General features: G+C 64.8%; 20 protein-coding genes. 15 read left to right on the top strand and 5 right to left on the bottom strand.

The genetic code is table 11. The features are described 5' to 3' along the window. Positions 1–46: 46 nt before the first annotated feature. Both ABMA59_RS13150 and ABMA59_RS13145 read right to left on the bottom strand, forming a co-directional pair. Positions 47–172, bottom strand: coding sequence for a hypothetical protein (locus ABMA59_RS13150; protein WP_349005806.1), 126 nt, complete (start codon positions 170–172; stop codon positions 47–49). A 144-nt stretch (positions 173–316) separates the two neighbouring features. Continuing rightward, positions 317–1,087 carry a sulfite exporter TauE/SafE family protein gene (locus ABMA59_RS13145; RefSeq protein ID WP_349005805.1) on the bottom strand — a complete coding sequence of 257 codons (771 nt, stop codon included), beginning with the start codon at positions 1,085–1,087 and terminating at the stop codon, positions 317–319. Positions 1,088–1,256: 169 nt separating this feature from the next. On the opposite strand from ABMA59_RS13145, the gene ABMA59_RS13140 reads away from it, so the two are divergent. From ABMA59_RS13140 to ABMA59_RS13125, 4 genes are all read left to right on the top strand, one after another. Further along, the gene (locus tag ABMA59_RS13140) at positions 1,257–1,913 is read left to right on the top strand and encodes a thiamine phosphate synthase (RefSeq protein ID WP_349005804.1); all 657 of its coding nucleotides are present in this window, start codon (positions 1,257–1,259) and stop codon (positions 1,911–1,913) included. Between the two features lie 3 nt (positions 1,914–1,916). After that, a complete protein-coding gene (locus tag ABMA59_RS13135; protein WP_349005803.1) occupies positions 1,917–2,927 on the top strand; it encodes a tetratricopeptide repeat protein in 1,011 nt (336 codons plus the stop codon). Between the two features lie 89 nt (positions 2,928–3,016). Next, on the top strand, positions 3,017–3,583 hold the full coding sequence (efp, locus tag ABMA59_RS13130) for an elongation factor P (protein WP_349005802.1): 567 nt from the start codon (positions 3,017–3,019) through the stop codon (positions 3,581–3,583). Positions 3,584–3,705: 122 nt separating this feature from the next. After that, the gene (locus ABMA59_RS13125; RefSeq protein ID WP_349005801.1) at positions 3,706–4,506 is read left to right on the top strand and encodes an inositol monophosphatase family protein; all 801 of its coding nucleotides are present in this window, start codon (positions 3,706–3,708) and stop codon (positions 4,504–4,506) included. 177 nt (positions 4,507–4,683) lie between these two features. Here the strand turns inward: ABMA59_RS13125 and ABMA59_RS13120 are convergent, their stop codons facing one another. After that, complete coding sequence (locus ABMA59_RS13120; RefSeq protein ID WP_349005864.1) at positions 4,684–6,081, bottom strand: metal-dependent hydrolase family protein; 1,398 nt, start codon at positions 6,079–6,081, stop codon at positions 4,684–4,686. A 265-nt stretch (positions 6,082–6,346) separates the two neighbouring features. Here ABMA59_RS13120 and trhA point away from each other — a divergent pair, with 265 nt between their 5' ends. The 5 genes from trhA (at position 6,347) to ABMA59_RS13095 (ending at position 10,897) form a co-directional block, all read left to right on the top strand. Continuing rightward, on the top strand, positions 6,347–7,027 hold the full coding sequence (gene trhA, locus ABMA59_RS13115; RefSeq protein WP_349005863.1) for a PAQR family membrane homeostasis protein TrhA: 681 nt from the start codon (positions 6,347–6,349) through the stop codon (positions 7,025–7,027). A 118-nt stretch (positions 7,028–7,145) separates the two neighbouring features. After that, a complete protein-coding gene (locus ABMA59_RS13110; protein WP_349005800.1) occupies positions 7,146–8,162 on the top strand; it encodes a MotA/TolQ/ExbB proton channel family protein in 1,017 nt (338 codons plus the stop codon). 1 nt (position 8,163) lies between these two features. Beyond that, positions 8,164–9,195 carry a peptidoglycan -binding protein gene (locus tag ABMA59_RS13105; RefSeq protein WP_349005799.1) on the top strand — a complete coding sequence of 344 codons (1,032 nt, stop codon included), beginning with the start codon at positions 8,164–8,166 and terminating at the stop codon, positions 9,193–9,195. Between the two features lie 258 nt (positions 9,196–9,453). Continuing rightward, positions 9,454–9,966, top strand: coding sequence for a hypothetical protein (locus tag ABMA59_RS13100; RefSeq protein WP_349005798.1), 513 nt, complete (start codon positions 9,454–9,456; stop codon positions 9,964–9,966). A gap of 466 nt (positions 9,967–10,432) precedes the next feature. Continuing rightward, the gene (locus ABMA59_RS13095; RefSeq protein ID WP_349005797.1) at positions 10,433–10,897 is read left to right on the top strand and encodes a hypothetical protein; all 465 of its coding nucleotides are present in this window, start codon (positions 10,433–10,435) and stop codon (positions 10,895–10,897) included. Positions 10,898–10,957: 60 nt separating this feature from the next. On the opposite strand, the gene ABMA59_RS13090 is transcribed toward ABMA59_RS13095, so the two are convergent. Next, on the bottom strand, positions 10,958–11,311 hold the full coding sequence (locus ABMA59_RS13090; RefSeq protein ID WP_349005796.1) for a DUF1304 domain-containing protein: 354 nt from the start codon (positions 11,309–11,311) through the stop codon (positions 10,958–10,960). 138 nt (positions 11,312–11,449) lie between these two features. Between ABMA59_RS13090 and ABMA59_RS13085 the strand changes: the two genes are divergently transcribed. The 5 genes from ABMA59_RS13085 to ABMA59_RS13065 all read left to right on the top strand — a co-directional run bounded on the left by ABMA59_RS13085 (position 11,450) and on the right by ABMA59_RS13065 (position 17,812). Beyond that, positions 11,450–12,934, top strand: a complete 1,485-nt coding sequence (locus ABMA59_RS13085) for a carboxypeptidase M32 (protein WP_349005795.1) — start codon at positions 11,450–11,452, stop codon at positions 12,932–12,934. A 51-nt stretch (positions 12,935–12,985) separates the two neighbouring features. Beyond that, positions 12,986–14,005, top strand: a complete 1,020-nt coding sequence (locus ABMA59_RS13080; protein WP_349005794.1) for a 2-dehydropantoate 2-reductase — start codon at positions 12,986–12,988, stop codon at positions 14,003–14,005. 68 nt (positions 14,006–14,073) lie between these two features. After that, a complete protein-coding gene (locus tag ABMA59_RS13075; protein ID WP_349005793.1) occupies positions 14,074–15,726 on the top strand; it encodes an FAD-binding dehydrogenase in 1,653 nt (550 codons plus the stop codon). Between the two features lie 123 nt (positions 15,727–15,849). Next, a complete protein-coding gene (locus ABMA59_RS13070) occupies positions 15,850–16,623 on the top strand; it encodes an SDR family NAD(P)-dependent oxidoreductase (RefSeq protein WP_349005792.1) in 774 nt (257 codons plus the stop codon). 40 nt (positions 16,624–16,663) lie between these two features. Then, the gene (locus ABMA59_RS13065; protein ID WP_349005791.1) at positions 16,664–17,812 is read left to right on the top strand and encodes an amidohydrolase; all 1,149 of its coding nucleotides are present in this window, start codon (positions 16,664–16,666) and stop codon (positions 17,810–17,812) included. A gap of 82 nt (positions 17,813–17,894) precedes the next feature. On the opposite strand, the gene ABMA59_RS13060 is transcribed toward ABMA59_RS13065, so the two are convergent. Then, positions 17,895–19,679 (bottom strand): ABC transporter transmembrane domain-containing protein, encoded by a 1,785-nt coding sequence (locus ABMA59_RS13060; RefSeq protein ID WP_349005790.1) that lies wholly within the window; start codon positions 19,677–19,679, stop codon positions 17,895–17,897. A 172-nt stretch (positions 19,680–19,851) separates the two neighbouring features. Between ABMA59_RS13060 and rpmE the strand changes: the two genes are divergently transcribed. Further along, positions 19,852–20,073 carry a 50S ribosomal protein L31 gene (gene rpmE / locus ABMA59_RS13055; protein ID WP_349005789.1) on the top strand — a complete coding sequence of 74 codons (222 nt, stop codon included), beginning with the start codon at positions 19,852–19,854 and terminating at the stop codon, positions 20,071–20,073. Positions 20,074–20,150 lie beyond the last annotated feature (77 nt).

The following is a 20,150-nucleotide window of genomic DNA, read 5'->3' as shown; positions in this document are numbered from 1 at the left end:
CTCGTTCCCGGGCCGGACCCGGGTGAGGGCGAGATGGCCAGGGAAATCAGACCGTTTTGGTGACGGTCGTTTTTTTGGCCGGGGTTTTGGTCGAAGCGAAGAACGCGCGGTCGCGCCCGGCGTCATGGCCGGGGAAATCGACTGCAAAAAGCGCCATCAACAGGCCGCGCATCGTCCACCTTTTTCGCGGTCGTGACTGTCAAGACCGCCGGCTGTTCGCCCGCGCGTCTCTTTACGCGGTTCGGCTGGAGAGTCAATTGCGACACGCGCGTGTTCAGCGCGTGCGGCGGAAGGCCGGCTCCTGTCCATGGGCGACCTAGAACAGTTGCGCCGCGCCGTCCCACAGCAGCTTGACGGCGATCAGCCCTACCGTCGCATAGGTAAACGGATAAAAGATCTCCGGCCGCATGCGGCGCACCAGCCACGCGCCGGCAAGCGTCGACAGCGGCGCGATCGGCATCAGCACCGCCGAAGCCGAAAGATTGGCAGTGTCGAACTGGCCAAGCGCGAAATAAGGGACCAGTTTTACGGCGTTGCTGACGGCGAAGAAGATGGCGCCGGTCCCGGTCAGCACCTTTGGATCGAGCCTTAGCGGCAGCGCATAGACCTGAAAGGGCGGTCCGCCGACATGCGCGACGAAGCTGGTGAAGCCGGCCACCGTCCCCCAGAACGCCGCCATAACCCGGTTTCGCTTTGCCTTGTGGGCGGAGCCGTGGCGGATCTGCTGAAAAACCCAGCGCAGCACGAACACCAGCGCCACAGCTCCGACGATCAGCCGCACCATGTCGGCCGTCACCAGCGCCGCGGTCAGCCACCCCGCGCCGATGCCCACCAGCGAACCGGGCAGCATCGACCACAGCAGGTCGCGGTCGTAGACGCCGCGCCATGTCCAGAGCGACACCACGTCCATCAGCACCAGGATCGGCAGCAGGATCGCCGCCGCCTGCACCGGCGACATCGCCAGCGCCATCAGCGGCACGCCGACGAAGCCGACCGCGCCCCCGAAGCCGCCCTTCGACAGGCCGACCAGGATCACAGCGGGGATTGCTGCGGCGTAGAACCACGGGTCGGTCAGGAGAGGGATCATGCGGAGGGCCTTGGGACGTCGTCGTGCCATAGCGCACCGCGTCACGCTTGGCGAGTGCCGGCCTGTTCAAATCGGGCGGCCTCGTTTATGCCAAATTCCAACCAAGATCGCGCGGCATGGCTGCGCGCATCCTCATTGTTCGAACCACAAGGCGCTCCGCCGCACCGACATGACCGACCGATCGCCTCCCAACCGCTGCCGCGTCGTTCTGATTGCACCGACCGACGAAAACGCCGAGCGTTTCGGGCCGCGCCTGCGGGAGGCCGCGGCCGGCGGGGATATCGCCTCGCTGATCATTCCGGCGCGCGGCGACGAGGCCTCGTTCCAAGATTTCGCGGCGCCCATCGTGCGCATCGCGCAGACGGCGGGCATCGCCGCCATCGTTGCCGACGACACGCGCATTGCCGGCCGCGTCGGCGCCGACGGCATTCATCTGGAAAGCGGCAAGGGCGAAATCGGACAGGCGGTCGAGCGCTGGCAGGGCAAGCTGATCGTCGGCGCCGGCGGCGCCACCACCCGCGACGACGCGCTGGAACTCGGCGAGACCCAGCCGGACTATGTCTTCTTCGGCCGCTTCGGTTTCGACAACAAGCCCGAGCCGCACCGCCGCAACCTGTCGCTCGGCGAATGGTGGGCCGGCGTGGTTCAAATTCCCTGCATCGTGCTGGGCGGCTCGGATGTCGCTTCTGTCGAGACAGTCGCCGCCACCGGCGCGGACTTCGTGGCGCTGTCCAGCGCCGTGTTCGGCGAAGGCGTCGACCCGCGCGCGGCGGTCGAGCGCGCCAACGACATTCTCGACCGTACCGCTCCGGCGTTCGAGGATTAGACGATGGAATCGATCCGCCGGACATCCATGGCCGTGCTCGTTTCGGCGCTCGCCGCCGTGGCGGTCGTGCCGGCGCAAGCCGTCGAGACGAAAGACGATCAGGTGGGACTGAAGCCCGCCGATCCCGAACGGTTCTCCGGCGGCCTGACGCGCGACGGCAATGTCGATCCGGAGCGTTTCGGGGCCAAGCAGCCGGACCCGGCCTATGGCGCGTTCCAGCGGGGCCTTTACATCACTGCCTACAATCTGGCCCTGCCCCGTGCCGAAAACGGCGACCCGGCGGCGCAGACCCTGGTCGCGGAAATCTTGTCGCGCGGGCTCGGAATGAAACGCGACGAGGCAAAAGCCGCCGATTGGTACGCGTTGGCGTCCGAACAGGGCATTCCGGAAGCCCAGTTCCAATATGCGCTGCTGCTGCTCGACGGCCGCTTCGTCAAGAAGGACGATAAGGAGGCTTATGCATTGATGCAGGCCGCCGCCGAGGCCGGCAATCTTTTCGCGCAGTTCAATTTCGCGCAGATGCTGGTGAAGCGCGAGCCGGATGAGCGTGGGCTCAAAAAGGCGGTGTCCTACTATAAGCGGGCGGCCGATGGTGGGTTGGCCGATGCGCAATATGCGATGTCGCAGGTCGACGCCAACGGCACCGGCGGCGAACGCAAGGACGATGCCGCGGCACGCCATTGGCTGCTGCTCGCTGCCCGCCAGAACTACGACACGGCGCAGCTCGATCTCGGACGCTGGCTGATGATCGGACGCGGCGGCGAGCGCAATCGCAAGGAAGGGTTCGGCTGGCTGCTGCGCGCCGCGCGCGGCGGCAACGTCGCCGCCCAGAACGAGGTCGCAAAACTCTACATGCAGGGGATCGGCACCGACCCGGACAACGCCGCCGCCGCATCCTGGTACATCCTCGCCCGCCGCGCCGGACTGGTCGACCCGATGATGGAGGATTTCTTCGACGGGCTGACCGAGGAGGAAATCAAGCAGGCGCTGGAGCGGGCGAACCGGCTGCGATAAGCCCCTCTCTTGCCTCTCCGGCCGTTTTATGGTCTTGGAAGCCGCGAAAATCGCCCGTCGGCGAAATCCCTCCTTCCGGAAAACCAAGAATGGCCAAGATCAACGGCAATGAAATCCGTCCGGGCAGCGTCATCGAGCACCAGGGCGGCCTGTGGGTGGCGGTGAAGACCAATACGGTGAAACCCGGCAAGGGCGGCGCCTACAACCAGGTCGAACTGAAAAACCTCATCAACGGCACGAAACTCAACGAACGTTTCCGCTCCGCCGAAACGGTCGAGCAGGTCGACCTCGAGTTCAAGGATTTTTCGTTCCTGTACGAGCAGGGCGACGCGCTGATCTTCATGGACACCGAAAGCTACGAGCAGCTCGAACTCCAGAAGGATTTTGTTGGCGACCGCGCCGCCTTTCTTCAGGACGGCATGATGGTGACGGTCCAGCTTTACGAGGAAAAGCCGATCGGCATCCGCCTGCCCGACCAGGTGGTCCTGGAAATCACCCAGGCCGACCCGGTGGTGAAGGGCCAGACGGCAGCCTCCTCCTACAAGCCGGCGATCCTCGAAAACGGCATCCGCGTCATGGTGCCGCCCTTCATCGAGTCCGGCGAGCGCATCCTCGTCGACACCAACGAAGTCGCCTATCTGCGCCGCGCGGACTGATCGAGGCAGTTGGTTATCGGCAGTGGGCCGTCGAAGAGGATATCAAGGACGCCTGCCGATCGTGTCGTGATACCAGTCACCCCTGCTGCCTACTGCCGATTGCCAACCACGAAAGTCTTCCCATGGCCCGTTCAGCACTCCTCAATGTCATGGTTCAGGCCGCGATGAAGGCCGGCCGCTCGCTGTCGCGTGATTTTGGCGAAGTGCAGAACCTGCAGGTCTCGCTGAAGGGACCCGGCGACTATGTCAGCCAGGCCGACCGCAAGGCGGAAGAGATCGTCTTTACAGAACTGTCCAAGGCGCGCCCCGGCTATGGTTTTCTGATGGAGGAGCGCGGGGCGGTTTCAGGCGAGGACGACCAGCACCGCTGGATCGTCGACCCGCTCGACGGCACCACCAATTTTTTGCACGGCCTGCCGATCTTCGCCGTATCGATCGCGCTGGAGCGACAGGGCCAGGTCGTCGCCGGCGTCATCTACAATCCGGCCATGGACGAACTCTACACCGCCGAGCGCGGCGGCGGCGCCTTTTTGAACGACCGCCGCCTGCGCGTCGCGGCGCGCGCAAAACTGTCGGACGCGGTGATCGGCACCGGCGTTCCGCATCTCGGCATGACCGGCCACGGAAACTACCTGGTCGAACTGCGCAACGTCATGGGCGAGGTGTCGGGCATCCGCCGCCTCGGCGCCGCCTCGCTCGACCTCGCCTATGTCGCCGCAGGCCGCTTCGACGGTTTCTGGGAAGACCCGCTGCATCCATGGGACATCGCCGCCGGAATGCTGCTGATCCGCGAGGCCGGCGGCTTCGTCTCCGACAGCGACGGCGGACAGGCGATGTTCGACAACGGCTCGATCGTCGCCGGCAACGAAGCGATCCACAAGGCGCTGCTGAAGACGATCAAGAAGCCGGTCTCGGCGCGCTGAGCACGCTTCTGCAAGCTCTCGATTTGAATTGCAGGGGCGCGGTGAAAGCAGGCATGGCCTCGACCACCTGAGCCAACGCTGTTCGACTCGATCAGACTGCCACGACCACTCGAAAAGGGTTCGCGGTTCGCCTCGACGCCCGACCTTCGCCTGCTCGGCAACCGGGTTCAGGCATGATCACTCGGCCAGCGTGTTTTTGTAGACGACGCCGTCCTTCATGATGATCTTGAAGTTGTTGGCGGGATCGGCCACCAGGTCGATGTTCTCCAGCGGATTGCCGTCGACGAGCAGGAGATCCGCCAGCGCGCCTTCCTCGACCACGCCGAGCTTCCCCGGATAGGGGTTGCGTTTGCCGGAAAGCGCCAGCAGCTCGGCATTGGTCCCGGTTGCCATGGCAAGGGCTTCGGCTGGCGTATACCAGCGGACGAGCGAAGCAAGAATTGCGCCCTGCTGCCGTGCCAGCGCGCGGGAGAACAGGATATCCGTGCCCCACGCCGTCTTGATCTTGTACTTCTTCGCCAGCTTGTACGTCCGGTCGATGCCGGGCCAAACCTCTTCCGCCTTGGCGCGCTCGACCGAACCTTCCGGAAGGCTTGTCCTCATCAGATCGTGAAGCGGCTGCAAGCTAAGCCAGATGCCGTTTTCCGCGATCAGCTTGGCGTCATCCTCATTCATCAGGAAGCCATGCTCGATGCACTTCACGCCCGCCGCGATAGCCATCTCGATCGCCTCGGGCGTGAAGGCGTGCGCGGCGACATAGGTGCCCCAGTTATCGGCAATTTCGACGGCGGCCCGCAATTCGGGAGCGGTGAAGGTGGTGACGTCGAGCGGACTGTGGGGCGACGACACGCCACCGCCCGCCGTCAACTTCAGCAGCACCGCCCCCTGCATGAACTGCTCGCGGGCACGCAAACGCACCTCGTCGGGGCTGTCCACGACGATGCTGCCGCCGTTTACCTCCATCGGCGTGAACGGGCCGCCGATCCTCCGCGGCAAGTCGCTGGGCTGGCGGAAATCCCCGTGCCCGCTGGTCACGGTGATCATGGCGCCGGACGGATAGATACGCGGTCCCGCGATGATGCCTCGGTCTATGGCGCGCTTGAGGCCGAACGCCGGCCCGCCTACGTCACGGACGGTGGTGAAGCCGCGCATCAGCGTATCCGTCGCCTCGTCGCCGGCAGCGAGATTGGCGAAGCCGATGTCTTCCATCGCCTCCGCCGGGGTGGTCGCAATCAGCATTGCGTGCCAGTGCGCATCGATCAGTCCCGGCATCAGCGTCCGCCCGTTGCCGGCAATGCGCTCCGCACCTTCGGCCTCGACGGGATCGGTGGAGATGCGCGCAATCACATTGCCCTTGACCAGCACGTTCGAGGGAGCCGAGAGCGCCGTTCCTTTCCCGTCGAAAATCCGGACGTTTTCGAAAAGAATGTCATCGGCGCTGGCGGTCGCGCAAAATCCGAGCAGAAGAGCCGCCGCAAGCCGTTTTTTGCCCTGGAGAATCTTCAGCGAAGCCGAGCGGACAAGGGACAGCACTGTTGACTTGCATCGCGCGGCGACGCCCACGGCGTTGGACATTTCGTCCAGTTCGAAAGATTTGGAAGACACGGCGACACTCCAGCTTGGGATTGGACGGCCACATTGCAAGAAAAAGTTGTAACGTCCGCGTCATGGGGGTCAAGTCGTGCCTGTGAGGGTCGAAAGCGCGCGCGCCACGTCCCGGGAAGAATCGACCTGGGGTCATGAATGGAAATCCAACCTGAGCCACCGCCGCGACCATCCGGCGCCTTGCCAGTCAGCCAACCGCAATGCTGATATCGGGGTCCTTGAGGGCACGGCGGCGATGAAAGACTTCTCCGGCATCGATATCCCCTTTCGCGGGCGCTTCGCCTATTCCAGGGCGGAGCTGATCGCAGACGGCGTCGTGCATGCGGTCGGCCTCGTGCTGGCGATTTCCGCGGGCTCGATCCTGCTGGCCTTCGCCGCTTTCCGCACAGGACCTTGGGAATATGTCGCGACGCTGCTCTACGTCGTATCGCTGCTGGCGCTGATGTCGATCTCCTTTGCCTACAATTTGTGGCCGGTCTCGCCGGTGAAATGGAAATTGCGCCGCCTCGACCATGCGGCGATCTACCTGCTGATTGCCGGCACCTATACACCATTCCTGGCGCAGCTCGACGATCCGGCGCTTGCCGGCGGTATGGCTGCGCTCGTCTGGGCCGCCGCGCTGACCGGCATGGCGATCAAGATTTTCCTGCCGGGCCGCTTCGACCGCCTGTCGGTGGTGTTTTATCTCGCCATCGGCTGGAGCGGAGCCGTCGCGGCGCGTACCCTCGGCCAGACCTTGCCGGAAACCACGATCTGGCTGATCGTCGCCGGTGGCATCGCCTATTCCTGTGGCGTGGTGTTCTTTATCTGGCAGCGTCTGAAGTTCCAGTCCGCCGCCTGGCATTGCTTCGTCGTGCTCGGCGCCGGCCTGCATCTGGCCGCGATGATGGACTGCCTGGTCATAGCAAGGGCTTAATCACGGTCGGCAAACCCGCGCCGTCCAGCGCATTGCAGGCGCCGCGCCATTCATTTTCGTCACAATTCCGTTTAGAGTCGCGTGCACAGCAAAATGCGGGCATGGATTCGGAGAGCGGATGTCGTTCTTGAAAAATCTTGGGGGCGGCGAGACCACCGGCGTCTACGATCCGTATAAGCTTTCGAGCCCTCAGGTCTTCCTGCTCTCGATGCTGATCTTCCTGGCGATCGTCGCCTTCATCGCCGCGATCCTGACCCGCCAGATCACATCGGCCTTCTCGACCAATCCCGGCCTCAACGGTCTCATCGCCGGCGTGCTGCTCGTCGGCATCCTGCTCGCCTTCGGTCAGGTGACCCGCCTGTTCCGCGAGGTGCGCTGGGTGAACTCCTTCCGCGCCGGCTCGGAAACCAACGAGCCGGTGTTGCTGGCGCCGATGAAGGCGATGCTCAGCCGCTCCTCGGCCATGGCGCTGTCGACGAACTCGATGCGCACCATGCTGGATTCCATCGCCACCCGTCTCGATGAGAGCCGCGACGTGTCGCGTTATCTGGTCGGGCTGCTGGTCTTCCTCGGCCTGCTCGGCACATTCTGGGGCCTGCTCGCCACCATCGGCTCGATCGGCGAGACCATCCAGTCGCTCGATCCGGGGTCTGGCGATACGTCCGCCGTGCTCGACGCGCTGAAGGCCGGCCTGTCGGCGCCGCTGGCCGGCATGGGCACCGCCTTCTCGTCATCGCTGTTCGGCCTTTCCGGGTCGCTCGTGCTGGGCTTCCTCGACCTGCAGGCCGGCCGCGCTCAGACCCGCTTCTACACCGAACTCGAGAACTGGCTGTCCTCGGTCACCGATCTGTCCTCCGACGTCGCCGTGCCCTCCGCGCTGCGCGGCGGCACCGCCGACGAACTCAAGGTGCTGGGCGAGCGGCTGCGCGCATTGCAGGAGAATGGCGGCTCCAATCCGCGCGTCGCCACGGCCATGGCCAACCTCGCCGACGGCATTTCCGGCCTCGTCAAGAACATGCGCAGCGAGCAGCAGATCATGCGCGATTGGGTCGAGGCGCAGTCGCAGGAGCAGAAGGCGCTGCGCACCACGCTCGACAGGATCGCCGAGGCGCTGAAGAAGCGGGAGATGAACTGACATGGCGCTGGCCCGCGCGCGCCGCAACGACCGCCGCATCGACTATTGGCCCGGTTTCGTCGACGCCCTGTCGACGCTGCTGCTTGCCATCATGTTCCTGCTGTCAGTCTTCGTGCTGGCGCAGTTCCTGCTGTCGCGCGAAATCTCCGGCAAGGACGAGGTGCTGACCCGGCTCAATTCGCAGATCAACGAACTCACCCAGCTTCTGGCGCTGGAGAAGTCGAACACCCAGGACGCAGAGGACCAGCTTGTCAACCTTCAGGCATCGCTGCAGGCCGCCGAAACCGAACGCACGCGGCTCCAGCAATTGCTCGACCGCGGCGCCGGCGCCGGCGCGGCTGCGGACCAACAGATCGGCACGCTGACGGGGGAACTGGATTCACAGCGCCAGATCAGCGAGCAGGCGCTCTCCCAGGTCGAGTTGCTCAACCAGCAGATATCGGCGCTGCGCAAGCAGATCGGTGCGCTGGAAGACGCGCTGAACGCATCCGAGACGCGCGACCGCGAATCAAACACCAAGATCGCCGATCTCGGACGTCGGCTGAACGTCGCGCTGGCCCAGCGCGTGCAGGAACTCAACCGCTACCGGTCCGACTTCTTCGGCCGGCTGCGCGAAATCCTTTCCGACCGCGAAAACATCCGTATCGTCGGCGACCGCTTCGTCTTCCAGTCGGAGGTATTGTTCCCGGTGGGTTCGGATGAGATCAACGAGGCCGGCCGAGTCGAGATGACCAAACTGGCGCAGGCGCTGATTGAATTGCAGAAGGAGATCCCGCCGGAGATCAACTGGGTCTTGCGCGTCGACGGCCATACCGACAACCGGCCGCTTTCCGGCACCGGACGCTACCGTGACAATTGGGAGCTATCGTCGGCGCGCGCCACCTCGGTGGTAAAATTCCTGATCGCCAACGGCGTGCCGGCCAACCGGCTCGTCGCGGCCGGCTTCGGCGAATACCAGCCGCTCGACCCCACCGATACGGACGAGGCGCGCAACCGCAACCGCCGCATCGAACTCAAGCTGACCGAACGTTAGGCCGGTATCGCCGTTGCCTGCGGCGCAACCCGTCAAGCCCTTCGCAAGATTATCATTTTGTAATTTGCGAAGCGCCTTCAACCGGGCGTAGTCTTCCGCCGGGCTGGGAACTGCCGGCAAGTGCCGGCTCCCGATCGACATGGCCGACGCCCTCCCCTCGGCCGCGCTGACCTGGACAGGCGTTGCGACGCGACAGGACCGGACAGCCGTTACCGCGTAGAAAGTGACGTTTCTTCGCGTTGTAAGAGGAGGAGCATCATGCGTTCCTTCGTCATGAAATCCACCATCGCAGCCATTCTCGTCTCGACTTCTCTTGCCGGCGCATACGCAGCTGCCATGACCGGCAGCGGAGTGGATCCCCGCGCGCCCCGGATGAACATGCTTCAGTCGGAGGCCTGGGCCGGCCATGACAACCAGCCGGACGACATCGACAGCATGACCATGAGCTCCATCGCGACACCGGCACAGACTGTGCAGATCGCTCCGAGGACTGCGCGGGTCGCAGTCCGGCACGAGGAAGTCCGCCCGAGGATCGCCCATATCGATCGTGAACTGGTGGCCGCGAATCATCGGATCGGCGTCGACCGCGAGCGCGGCTATCTGACGGTGGCCGAATATCATGCGCTACGCGCCCGCTCCCACACCATCCGGGCGGAAGCCCAGCAAGTCGCGGAGCGGCATGACGGAGCTCTGCCGGCGGCGAGCTACGACGTTTTGCAGCATCGCGTCGCCATGCTTGACCGGACGATCCACCGCGAGGCGACCACCTGACAACCAGCGGCACCTCAAGCCCGTCGGCTGCCGGTGTGACCCGGCAGCCGACTCCGAGCTTCAAATGCTGGCACCGGCGCGGCCTGCGAGGCGGACTCGGATGTCAGGGGAGGCATGATCCCAATGAAGAAGTCTGGTCTGCGGCGGCGCAACGATGAAAGCTAACGCCGAGATTGACCCTGGGGAATGGCGAAGAATCCGGGATGTTGGCGATACCTATGGCCCGGCCCATCGCCGTCAACGCGTTTGAAAGATTATCATTTTGTAATTTGCCGAGCGCACCGGACCGGGCGTAGCGTCCGAGCCGTGGCTGGGAACTGCCGGTAACGCCGGGCATCCCGATCGACGCGGCCGACACCTCCCGTTGGCCGTGCCCGACCTGGAAGGCGTTACGACGCGACGGGACCGGACAGCCCTTTTCGCGCGGGACCAAATTGCTCTCCCGCGTTCTGACAGGAGACGCACCATGCGTTCCCATATCCTCAAGGCGGCGCTCGCCGCTGCTCTCGTCTCAACCTCCATCGCTGGCGCTTTTGCCGCATCATTGCCCGCGGACCCTGGCACACCCATGCCCGGAACCGCCGCGCAAGCGCAGCCGGTCACGCCCAACACCATGACGATGACCTCGCCAACGCCCGCCACGCCGAAGCCGGCTCATACGGCCATGCGGCATGAGACGCTTCGCCCGAGGCTCGCTCATATCGATCGCCGGCTTGGCGAAGCCAATGAGCGGATTCGCGTCGACCACGGACGCGGCTACCTGACAGCTGCTGAATACAGGGCCTTCCGAGCCCGTTCGCACGAAATCCGCATGGAGGCCCAGCGAACCGCCGCCAACCATCAGGGTGTGCTGCCCAAGGCAAACTTCATCGCCTTCCAGAACCGCATCGACAGGCTGAACCGGGAGATCCATCACGCCGTGACGACCTGACCGCGTCGCATAACTTTCGGATTCATCGGCTGCCGGCATCCACCGGCGGCCGATCTGCTTTCACAGGCCTGCGTAGAGGCAGATCAGAGCCAGCACGGCTGGCGCCGCCTGGACATAGAGGATGCGCCGCGACGCGGTCACCGCGCCGAACACACCCGCCACGATCACACAGGCCAGGAAGAACACTTTTATCGAAAAACCGCCTTCGCCGAGCGCCAAGCCCCAGATCAGCCCGGCAACGAGAAAGCCATTGTAAAGACCCTGGTTGGCGGCCAGCGCCTTGGATGCCGCCGCGAACTCCGGTGATGTGCGGAAAACTTTTCGGCCGAGCGGCTGTTCCCAGGCGACCATTTCCAGATACATGAAACCGAGGTGGAGCAGCGCCACCAACGCGATCAAAATGCTGGCGAGCATTGCTTCCTCCATCAGTCCTGTGCAGCCGTCCATCTTGCCGTTCGCAATCACTTCCGCAAGGCCTGACCGGAGGTCAAGCGAGGGCTTGCGGTTGCCACCGAGTTCGTGTCCCTTCGGCTGACCAAAGCAGGAGCAAGCATGTCCTTCGCGAAACTCGACGAAACGAGCCGCAAGCTGGAGGCGCTGGAACATGCGCTGGCGATTCTCGGCGCCGACGAGGCGACGCATATGGCTGTCGGCGGCGGCGAGAAACGCGCCGAGGCGCTTTCCACCCTGGCCGGCATGTATCATAGGCAGGCGACCGCCCCGGAAATCGCCGACTGGATTGCCGCCGCCGAAGGCGAGTCCTTGAACGCCGAACAGCTTGCCGCGCTCGCCGAATTCCGGCGGCAATACACCAACATGACCTGCCTGCCCGCCGAATTTGTCGAGCGGCAGACCAAGGCGCGGCTTCGCGCCGAACAATTATGGCGCGACCTGCGCGCCAGGAACGACTGGAGCGGCTTTCTGCCGGCGCTCGCCGGCATCGTCGACCTGGCCCGCGAGGAAGCGGCACTGCGCGCCGAAGCATTGGGCCTCGATCCCTACGACGCGCTGATCGAGCAGTACGATCCGGGCAACCGGGCGGCGGAGATCGCGCCAATCTTCGCCGAGCTGAAGACGTTTCTCAGGGATTTCGTGCCGAAGGCGCTCGCCGCGCAGGACAAGCGGCTCGCCAAAACGCCGATGCGGCCGCTCTCCGGACCCTATGCGCAGGAGAAGCAGCGCGAGCTCGGCCTCGCGATGATGACGGCGGTGGGTTTCGACCTGACCCATGGCAGCCTGTCGGTGTCGCACCATCCTTTCTGCGGCGGCGTTCCGAGCGACGTCCGCATCACCACGCGCTACAAGACATCCGACTTCCTCTCGGCCCTGATGGGCGTGCTGCACGAGACCGGGCACGCGCTCTACGAGCAGAACCTGCCGAAGGACTGGTCTCACTGGCCGCTTGGCAAGGCGCGCGGCATGGCCATGCATGAGAGCCAGAGCCTGTTCGTCGAGATGCAGCTTGCGCGAAACCCAGCCTTCTGGCGCTGGGCGCTGCCCATCGTCCAGCGGCATCTCGGCGAAGGCTGGAGCGTGCCGGATATCCTCGCCCATGTGCTGCATGTGGAGCGCGGCCTGATCCGCGTCGAAGCCGACGAAGTCACCTATCCGCTGCATGTGATCCTGCGGTTCGAGCTGGAGCAGGAGCTGATCGCCGGACGTCTCGAGGCGGCCGACATTCCGGAGGCCTGGGATGCCAAGATGCGCGATTATCTCGGCCTCTCGACGCTCGACAATTTCCAGGACGGACCAATGCAGGACGTGCATTGGCCGGGAGGCGCCTTCGGCTATTTCCCGTCCTATACGCTGGGCGCGATGTTCGCGGCCCAGCAGGCGGCCGCCCTTCGCCGCGACCATCCGGCCTTCGACGACGACATCGCCGAAGGCCGCTTCGACGCGATCAACGACTGGCGGCGCGAAAAAATCTGGTCGCAGGGCTCCCGCTGGTCGACGCCGGACCTTTTGCAGCGCGCGACCGGCGAAAAGCTTAATGCGGCTTATTTCATAGAACATCTGAAAGCCCGCTATGCCGCCTAACAATCGCGGGAAAACACTCGGTTCGAGAGATCGATCGGGGAGGCGCCAAAAATGAAAACGTCGCCAACGATCTCAGTATTCGGCGCCGGCAGCATCGGCTGCTACATCGGCGGCAGGCTGGCGGCGGCAGACGCAGACGTGCGTCTGATAGGCCGCGCACGTTTCGGCGAGGCGATCGCAAAAGGCGGCCTCAGGATCGCCGACCATCGCGGCGTCGACTTCCGGCTGGAACCCGGCGCAGTCGACTATCGCACCGATCCCCAGGCACTTGCCGATGCCGCCCTCATCCTGGTCACCGTCAAGGCCGGCGACACCGCCTCCACCGCTGCCATACTGGCGGAACACGCGCCGCCCAAGGCAATCGTTATCAGCTTCCAGAACGGCATCGGCAACGAAGAGATTTTGCGCGCGGCACTTCCGGGACGAACAGTGCTGGCCGGCATGGTGCCCTTCAATGTCGTCCAGCTTCGGGGACCGACCTTCAAGCAAGCCACGCAAGGCGCGCTCGATGTCGAGGCGAGTGCCGCTATCATGCCCTTCCTGCCGGTCTTCGAGAAAGCCGGTCTGCCGCTGACCCGGCATGCGGAGTTTCACCCCGTGCAATGGGGAAAGCTCCTGCTCAACCTCAACAACGCCGTCAGCGGCCTTTCCGGCCTGACGTTGCGCCAGGAATTGTCGCAGCGCGCCTACCGGCAATGCCTTGCAATGGCGCAACGCGAGGCGCTGGCGGCGATGAAGGCTGCCGGCATCCGACCGGCAAAACTGACGTCGCTCCCACCCACAATGGTGCCCTGGCTGCTCGGCCTGCCGGATTGGCTGTTTCTGCGCATCGCTGGCAGCGTACTGGAGGTCGATCCGGCCGCCCGCTCGTCGATGATCGATGCGCTCGACGCCGGCCGCAAGACCGATGTCGACTGGCTGAACGGCGAAGTTGTCCGACTGGCCGAAAAGAACGGCGTGTCCGCGCCGGTCAACCGCAAACTGGTCGAACTGGTGCATGACGCGGAGATCGGCAACCGCCGTCGCTGGAGCGGCCCCGAGCTGCTCGCGCAATTGCGTTCGGCCCGCTAGCCGATACAGTTCTCATAGTATCAGTCTTGGATTCAAGCTGTAGGACAGGCTCCAATACGGGGGGAAAAATGGCCGAACAAGCCGATGCCATCGTCGTCGGCGCGGGTCTTGCCGGCCTGGTCGCCGCCGCCGAACTGGCGGACGCCGGCAAGCGTGTCATCGTCCTCGATCAGGAAGGCGAGAATTCGCTCGGCGGACAGGCATTCTGGTCGTTCGGCGGCCTGTTCTTCGTCGACAGCCCCGAGCAGCGGCGCATGCGCATCCGCGACAGCCGCGAACTCGCGCTCCAGGACTGGCTCGGTTCCGCGCAGTTCGACCGCCCTGACGATTTTTGGCCGCGCAAGGCGGCCGAGGCTTTTATCGATTTCGCGGCCGGCGAAATGCGCCCCTGGCTGCACGCGCAAGGCATACGCTGGTTTCCCGTCGTCGGCTGGGCTGAGCGCGGCGGTGGCTTTGCACATGGCCATGGCAACTCAGTGCCGCGTTTCCACCTGACCTGGGGCACGGGTCCGGGCGTGCTGGAACCGTTCGTGCGGCGGGTGCACGACCATGCCGCCAAAGGGCGGATCTTGCTCAAATTCCGCCACCGCGCGAGCCGCATCGTCAAGAGCGGCGGTGCCGTCGCGGGGGTCGCTGGCGAGGTGCTCGAACCCTCGACAGTCGAGCGCGGCCAGAAATCCGGCCGCGCGGTCGCCGGCGATTTTGAGTTTGCCGCCGCCGCAGTGCTGATCACCTCCGGCGGCATCGGCGGCGACTTCGATCTGGTGCGGAAAAACTGGCCGCGCGACCGGCTGGGCGAGCCGCCCCGCTCCATGGTCGCCGGCGTGCCGCCGCATGTCGACGGCCGCATGATCGGCATAGTGCAGGAAGCCGGCGCGGCGATCATCAACGCCGACCGCATGTGGCATTACACTGAGGGCCTACGCAACTGGGCGCCGATCTGGCCGAACCACGGCATCCGCATCCTGCCGGGGCCGTCCTCGCTATGGTTCGACGCGCGTGGCGAAAGGCTGGAGGCGCCCTGCCTCCCCGGCTTCGACACGCTGTCGACGCTGAAGCGCATTCTGTCGACCGGCTACGACTATTCGTGGTTCGTGCTGACCCAGAAGATCATAAAGAAGGAGTTCGCGCTCTCCGGCTCCGAGCAGAACCCCGACCTCACCTCGAAGAGCTGGCTCAATGTGCTGCGCAGCCGGCGTGGCACGGGCGCACCGCCCCTGGTCGAGGCGTTCAAGAACAAGGGCGAGGATTTCGTCGTCGCGCATAATCTCGCCGACCTCGTCGCCGGCATGAACCGGCTTGCTGGCTCCGCCCTTCTCGACCTCGAGCGCCTCAGAATGCAGATCGAGGCACGCGACCGCGAACTCAACAATCCGTTCTCCAAGGATGCGCAGGTGATCGCCATCAACGGCGCCCGCCGCTATCTCGGCGACAAGCTGATCCGCACAGCGAAGCCGCACAAGATTCTCGATCCGGCCAATGGCCCGCTGATCGCGGTACGCCTCAATATTTTGACGCGCAAGACGCTGGGCGGGATCCATACAAACCTCGACGGCCAGGTGCTGGACGCGGCTGGCGCGCCGATCCCTGGCTTGTTCGCTGCCGGCGAGGCCGCCGGTTTCGGCGGAGGCGGTTACCACGGCTACAATGCGCTGGAAGGCACGTTCCTCGGCGGCTGCATCTTTTCGGGACGCAGCGCCGGACGGGCGGCCGCCCGCTGAAAGGCATTTCGAGGTGGCACGCTGCCGGTCCGGCAGTCATAGTGGCCTGCGACAAGCGCGAGGGCCGCGCCGGCAAAAACACGAGAGCCTGTTGCATGGCTCGGGACCACGGGAGGGATATCGATGAGCGAACTGCCAAGTTTCGACCTTTCGGGAAAAACTGCCTTGGTCACCGGCGCCGGGCGCGGGCTTGGCCGGGCGATCTGCCTGGCGCTGGCGCAATCCGGCGCCAACATCGCTCTCGGCCTTCGCAACCGCGAGCAGGACGGTGACACCGCAGCCGCCGTCAGGGCACTCGGCCGCGAGGCGCTGCCCTTGCAGATGGACGTTCTCGACCTGAAGCAGTCCTATGCGGCGGTCGACGAGGCGGAAAAGCACTTTGGCGGCGTCGACATTCTGGTCAACAATGCCGGCGGCGGCACCGAGGGGCCGGTCGAGAATTTTTCCGAGGAGGAGTTCGACTGGACCGTCGCCTACAACGTCAAGGCAAGCTTCTTCATTTCGCAACACGTCGCCAAGAAGATGATGGCGGGCGGCAAGGGCGGTTCCATCGTCAACATGAGCTCGCAGGCGGGTTTCATCGCGCTGCCCGGCGAAGCGATCTACTGCCTGACAAAGGCTGCCATCGCCCATATGACCAAATGCATGGCGGTCGAATGGGGCAAGCACGGCATCACCGTCAACGCCGTCGCGCCGACCTTCATCGAGACCGACGGCACCTCCGAGGCGCTGGGCAATCCGGACTTCAAGGCGGATGTGATCGAGCGCATCGCCGCCCTTCATCGGATCGGCAGACCGACGGAAGTCTCCGGCGCGGTCGCCTTCCTCGCCTCGCCTGCCGCGTCGCTGATCACCGGCCAGACCCTCATCATCGATGGCGGCTGGACGGCTCGGTGAAGGCGGTACGCTGCTGAACTACGCTGGGAGCCGAATGATCATGGACCTAACCAATCGAGACATCGCCGATCTCGTCGCCTTCCGGCGCGAGTTGCACCGCTATCCCGAGATCTCCAACGAGGAGGAGGCAACGGCGCGTCGCGTGGTTGATTTTCTCGCCGACACATGTCCCAGCGCTGTCTTGACCGGCCTTGGCGGCCATGGCGTCGCGATGGTCTTTGAGGGCGCCGAGCCGGGGCCGGCCGTTCTTTTCCGCAGCGAGCTCGACGCGCTGCCGATCGAGGAACTTCCGGATATCCCGCACCGCTCCGCGATACCCGGCAAGTCACATATGTGCGGCCATGACGGGCACACTTCGATCCTTGCCGCGCTCGCCCGTCAGTTCGACCGCCGTCCGCCGGCGCGCGGGCGGGTCGTGCTGATGTTCCAGCCGGCGGAGGAAACCGGAGACGGCGCCGCCGGTGTGGTCGCCGATCCGCGCTACGAAAAGATCCGCCCGGATTTCGCCTTCTCCCTGCACAACCTGCCCGGCACGCCGCTCGGCCATGTCCGGCTGAAGTCCGGCGTGGTCAACTGTGCGTCTCGCGGCATGCGCATCGTGCTCGTCGGCAAGACCGCGCATTCCTCCATGCCGGAAACCGGTACATCGCCGATGCTCGCCGTCAGCCGGCTGATGCCGGCGCTGGCGAAACTTGGTGGCGGCAGTTTTCATGACGACGATTTCGCCATGGTCACCGTTACCCATGCTTCAATGGGCGAGCCGGTCTTCGGCATCGCGCCCGGTCATGCGGAAATCCGCGCCACGCTGCGCACCCGCCTCGACGAGCGCATGGCCGATCTCTGTGCGTCAGCCGAGATACTGGTGCGCGAGGCCGCCGACGGGGACGGACTCCGTCATGCGATCGACTATCACGAAATCTTCGTCGCCAGCCTCAACGATCCCGAGGCAGTGGAGCATCTGCGCGCCGCGCTCGACGCCGAAGGCATCTCCCATGACGAAGAGCAACTGCCGATGCGCGCCTCGGAGGATTTCGGCGTGTTCGGCCATTCGTCGAAGTCGGCGATGTTCTTCCTGGGCGCAGGCGTCGACCGGCCGTCGCTGCACAATCCGGACTACGATTTCCCCGACGACCTGATCGCCATCGGCGCGCGCATCTTCATGCGCACGGCACGCAGTCTGTTGGGATAGGCGGCGTCCAACGCACACGTGGCGAAAGCACAACTGTTCGGCCATGTGACGCTGCTGGCCGACCGGAAACCCGGCTGAGCCGCTATTCGGCCGCCCTTGCAAACGCTGCCTTGCCGTCGGCGAACTGCAATTCCGCCAGCCGCGCATAGAGCCCGCCCTTCGCGACAAGGCTTTCATGCGTGCCTTCCTCGACGATCCGACCGTCATCCATGACCAGAATGCGGTCGGCCTTCAGCACGGTTGCCAGGCGATGGGCGATGACCAGCGTCGTTCGGCCACGCATCAGCCGTTCCAGCGCCGTCTGCACAGCGCTCTCGCTCTCCGCGTCGAGCGCCGAAGTAGCTTCGTCGAGCAGCAGGATTGGCGCGTCGCGCAGGATGGCACGGGCAATGGCGATGCGCTGGCGCTGGCCGCCGGAAAGCGTCACGCCGCGCTCGCCCACCTCAGTGTCGTAACCGTTGGGCAGTTTTCGGATGAACTCGTCAGCAACCGCATCGCGGGCTGCGGCTTCGATTTCGGCGGAGGCCGCTCCGGGCCGGCCAAAGCCGATGTTTTCCGCAGCAGTCGCCGCGAACACCGTGACGTCCTGCGGCACGATGGCAATCCTGGCACGCAGTTCCGCCGGATGGGTGGTGGCTACGTCGATCCCGTCCACCAGCACCGTGCCGGACCGCGGATCGTAGAAACGCAGGATGAGCGAGAAGATCGTGCTCTTGCCGGCGCCCGACGGGCCGACGAGTGCGATGCGCTCGCCGGGATTCACGAAAAAACTCATGCCGTGCAGCGCCGGCAGGTCGGGGCGCGACGGATAGGAGAAGGCGACGTTCCGGAACTCGACCGAGCCGAGTGGTTTTACCGGCAAGGGCTGAGGATTGATCGGGCTGGCAACGGCGGGCGTCTCAGCCAGTAGCTCGGTCAGTCGCTCGGCCGCGCCGGCGGCCTGGCTGAGTTCGCCCCACACTTCCGACAGTGCTCCCAGCGCGCCGGCGGCAAACACCGAATAGAGCAGGAACTGGCCGAGCGTGCCGGGCGAAATCGCGCCCGAAAGCACGTCGCGCGAGCCGAACCACAGCACGGCGACGACGGAGGCGAAGATGGTGAAGATCGCAAAGAAGGTGAGCAGCGAGCGCGCCAGCACCGAGGAGCGCGCGGCCTGGAACGCCGCTTCGACCGCCTGGGCGAACCGCCCGGTGACCAGCCGCTCGTTGGTGAAAGCCTGCAGCGTGCGGATCGCGCCGATTTGTTCGCTGGCATAGGCTGACGCCTCGGCCAGTGTGTCCTGGGCCAGGCGCGACTTGCGCCGCACCGAACGGCCGAAGGCGACGAGCGGCAGGACGATGACCGGGATGGCGACGATCACGAGGCCGGACAATTTGGGGCTGGTGATCACCATCATCACGACCGCGCCGATGCCCAGAATGGCGTTGCGCAATGCCACTGAAGCGGTTGCGCCCACCGCCGACTTGATCTGCGTGGTGTCTGCAGTCAGCCGCGACACGATCTCGCCGGACTGCACCGTATCGAAGAAACCCGGCGACAGTGTCGTGACATGCGAGAACACGTCGCGCCGAAAATCGGCGACGACGCGTTCGCCGAGCGTGATGACGAAATAATAGCGGGACGCCGAGGCGGCAGCGAGCACCGCCGCCAACACGACGAGCATCGAGAAATAATTGGCGATGAAGGTGGAGTCCGATGACGAAAAGCCGTGGTCGATCATGCGGCGCACGGCAAGCGGCAAGGTCAGCGTCGTCGCGGCGGCGAGAACCAGCGAAATGCCGGCGCCGATGGCCAGCACGCGGTAGCGCAGCACGTAAGGCAGCAGGCGTCGGAGCGGCTTCAGCGAGCGCCTTTTCGTTTCCTCCATCGGTTTCCTTCCACGATGCGGCGGCCTTGTGATTCCATTCCGGCTGGTGTATAGGCCCGCCGACCGTTTTTGCAGCCGTAGCCGTCCAATAGCTGCGGCTTCATTCGTTTTGACAGTAGGCGCATCGCCGCAGGGCGGACCGGGCGTCACCGCGAAAGCCAGGAACAGACCGATGAAAGAAAAAATCCATCCCGACTACCACACCATCAAGGTCGTGATGACCGACGGCACCGAATACCTCACCCGGTCGACCTGGGGCAAGGAAGGGGACACGATGAACCTCGACATCGACCCGACCACGCATCCGGCCTGGACCGGCGGCCAGCAGACCTTGCTCGACCGCGGCGGCCGTCTCTCGAAGTTCAAGAAGCGCTACGAAGGCCTCGGCATCTGAGCCAAGCTTGCAGTCGCTGCCAGAACCCCGCTCCGGCGGGGTTTTTTGTTGGCCTGTCCTCAATTGGCCATTGATCG

Origin of the sequence: Mesorhizobium yinganensis (assembly GCF_040081985.1) — a bacterium.
GTDB classification, from domain to species: domain Bacteria; phylum Pseudomonadota; class Alphaproteobacteria; order Rhizobiales; family Rhizobiaceae; genus Kumtagia; species Kumtagia yinganensis.
The sequence above is the reverse complement of the archived record's forward strand: the minus strand, read 5'-3'. Positions and strand labels throughout refer to the sequence as shown.

Coding starts and splice junctions, on each gene's coding strand:
- ABMA59_RS13150 (WP_349005806.1), bottom strand. CDS start 172: ATGCGCGGCCTGTTGATGGCGCTTTTTGCAGTCGATTTCCCCGGCCAT.
- ABMA59_RS13145 (WP_349005805.1), bottom strand. CDS start 1,087: ATGATCCCTCTCCTGACCGACCCGTGGTTCTACGCCGCAGCAATCCCC.
- ABMA59_RS13140 (WP_349005804.1), top strand. CDS start 1,257: ATGACCGACCGATCGCCTCCCAACCGCTGCCGCGTCGTTCTGATTGCA.
- ABMA59_RS13135 (WP_349005803.1), top strand. CDS start 1,917: ATGGAATCGATCCGCCGGACATCCATGGCCGTGCTCGTTTCGGCGCTC.
- efp (WP_349005802.1), top strand. CDS start 3,017: ATGGCCAAGATCAACGGCAATGAAATCCGTCCGGGCAGCGTCATCGAG.
- ABMA59_RS13125 (WP_349005801.1), top strand. CDS start 3,706: ATGGCCCGTTCAGCACTCCTCAATGTCATGGTTCAGGCCGCGATGAAG.
- ABMA59_RS13120 (WP_349005864.1), bottom strand. CDS start 6,081: ATGTCCAACGCCGTGGGCGTCGCCGCGCGATGCAAGTCAACAGTGCTG.
- trhA (WP_349005863.1), top strand. CDS start 6,347: ATGAAAGACTTCTCCGGCATCGATATCCCCTTTCGCGGGCGCTTCGCC.
- ABMA59_RS13110 (WP_349005800.1), top strand. CDS start 7,146: ATGTCGTTCTTGAAAAATCTTGGGGGCGGCGAGACCACCGGCGTCTAC.
- ABMA59_RS13105 (WP_349005799.1), top strand. CDS start 8,164: ATGGCGCTGGCCCGCGCGCGCCGCAACGACCGCCGCATCGACTATTGG.
- ABMA59_RS13100 (WP_349005798.1), top strand. CDS start 9,454: ATGCGTTCCTTCGTCATGAAATCCACCATCGCAGCCATTCTCGTCTCG.
- ABMA59_RS13095 (WP_349005797.1), top strand. CDS start 10,433: ATGCGTTCCCATATCCTCAAGGCGGCGCTCGCCGCTGCTCTCGTCTCA.
- ABMA59_RS13090 (WP_349005796.1), bottom strand. CDS start 11,311: ATGCTCGCCAGCATTTTGATCGCGTTGGTGGCGCTGCTCCACCTCGGT.
- ABMA59_RS13085 (WP_349005795.1), top strand. CDS start 11,450: ATGTCCTTCGCGAAACTCGACGAAACGAGCCGCAAGCTGGAGGCGCTG.
- ABMA59_RS13080 (WP_349005794.1), top strand. CDS start 12,986: ATGAAAACGTCGCCAACGATCTCAGTATTCGGCGCCGGCAGCATCGGC.
- ABMA59_RS13075 (WP_349005793.1), top strand. CDS start 14,074: ATGGCCGAACAAGCCGATGCCATCGTCGTCGGCGCGGGTCTTGCCGGC.
- ABMA59_RS13070 (WP_349005792.1), top strand. CDS start 15,850: ATGAGCGAACTGCCAAGTTTCGACCTTTCGGGAAAAACTGCCTTGGTC.
- ABMA59_RS13065 (WP_349005791.1), top strand. CDS start 16,664: ATGGACCTAACCAATCGAGACATCGCCGATCTCGTCGCCTTCCGGCGC.
- ABMA59_RS13060 (WP_349005790.1), bottom strand. CDS start 19,679: ATGGAGGAAACGAAAAGGCGCTCGCTGAAGCCGCTCCGACGCCTGCTG.
- rpmE (WP_349005789.1), top strand. CDS start 19,852: ATGAAAGAAAAAATCCATCCCGACTACCACACCATCAAGGTCGTGATG.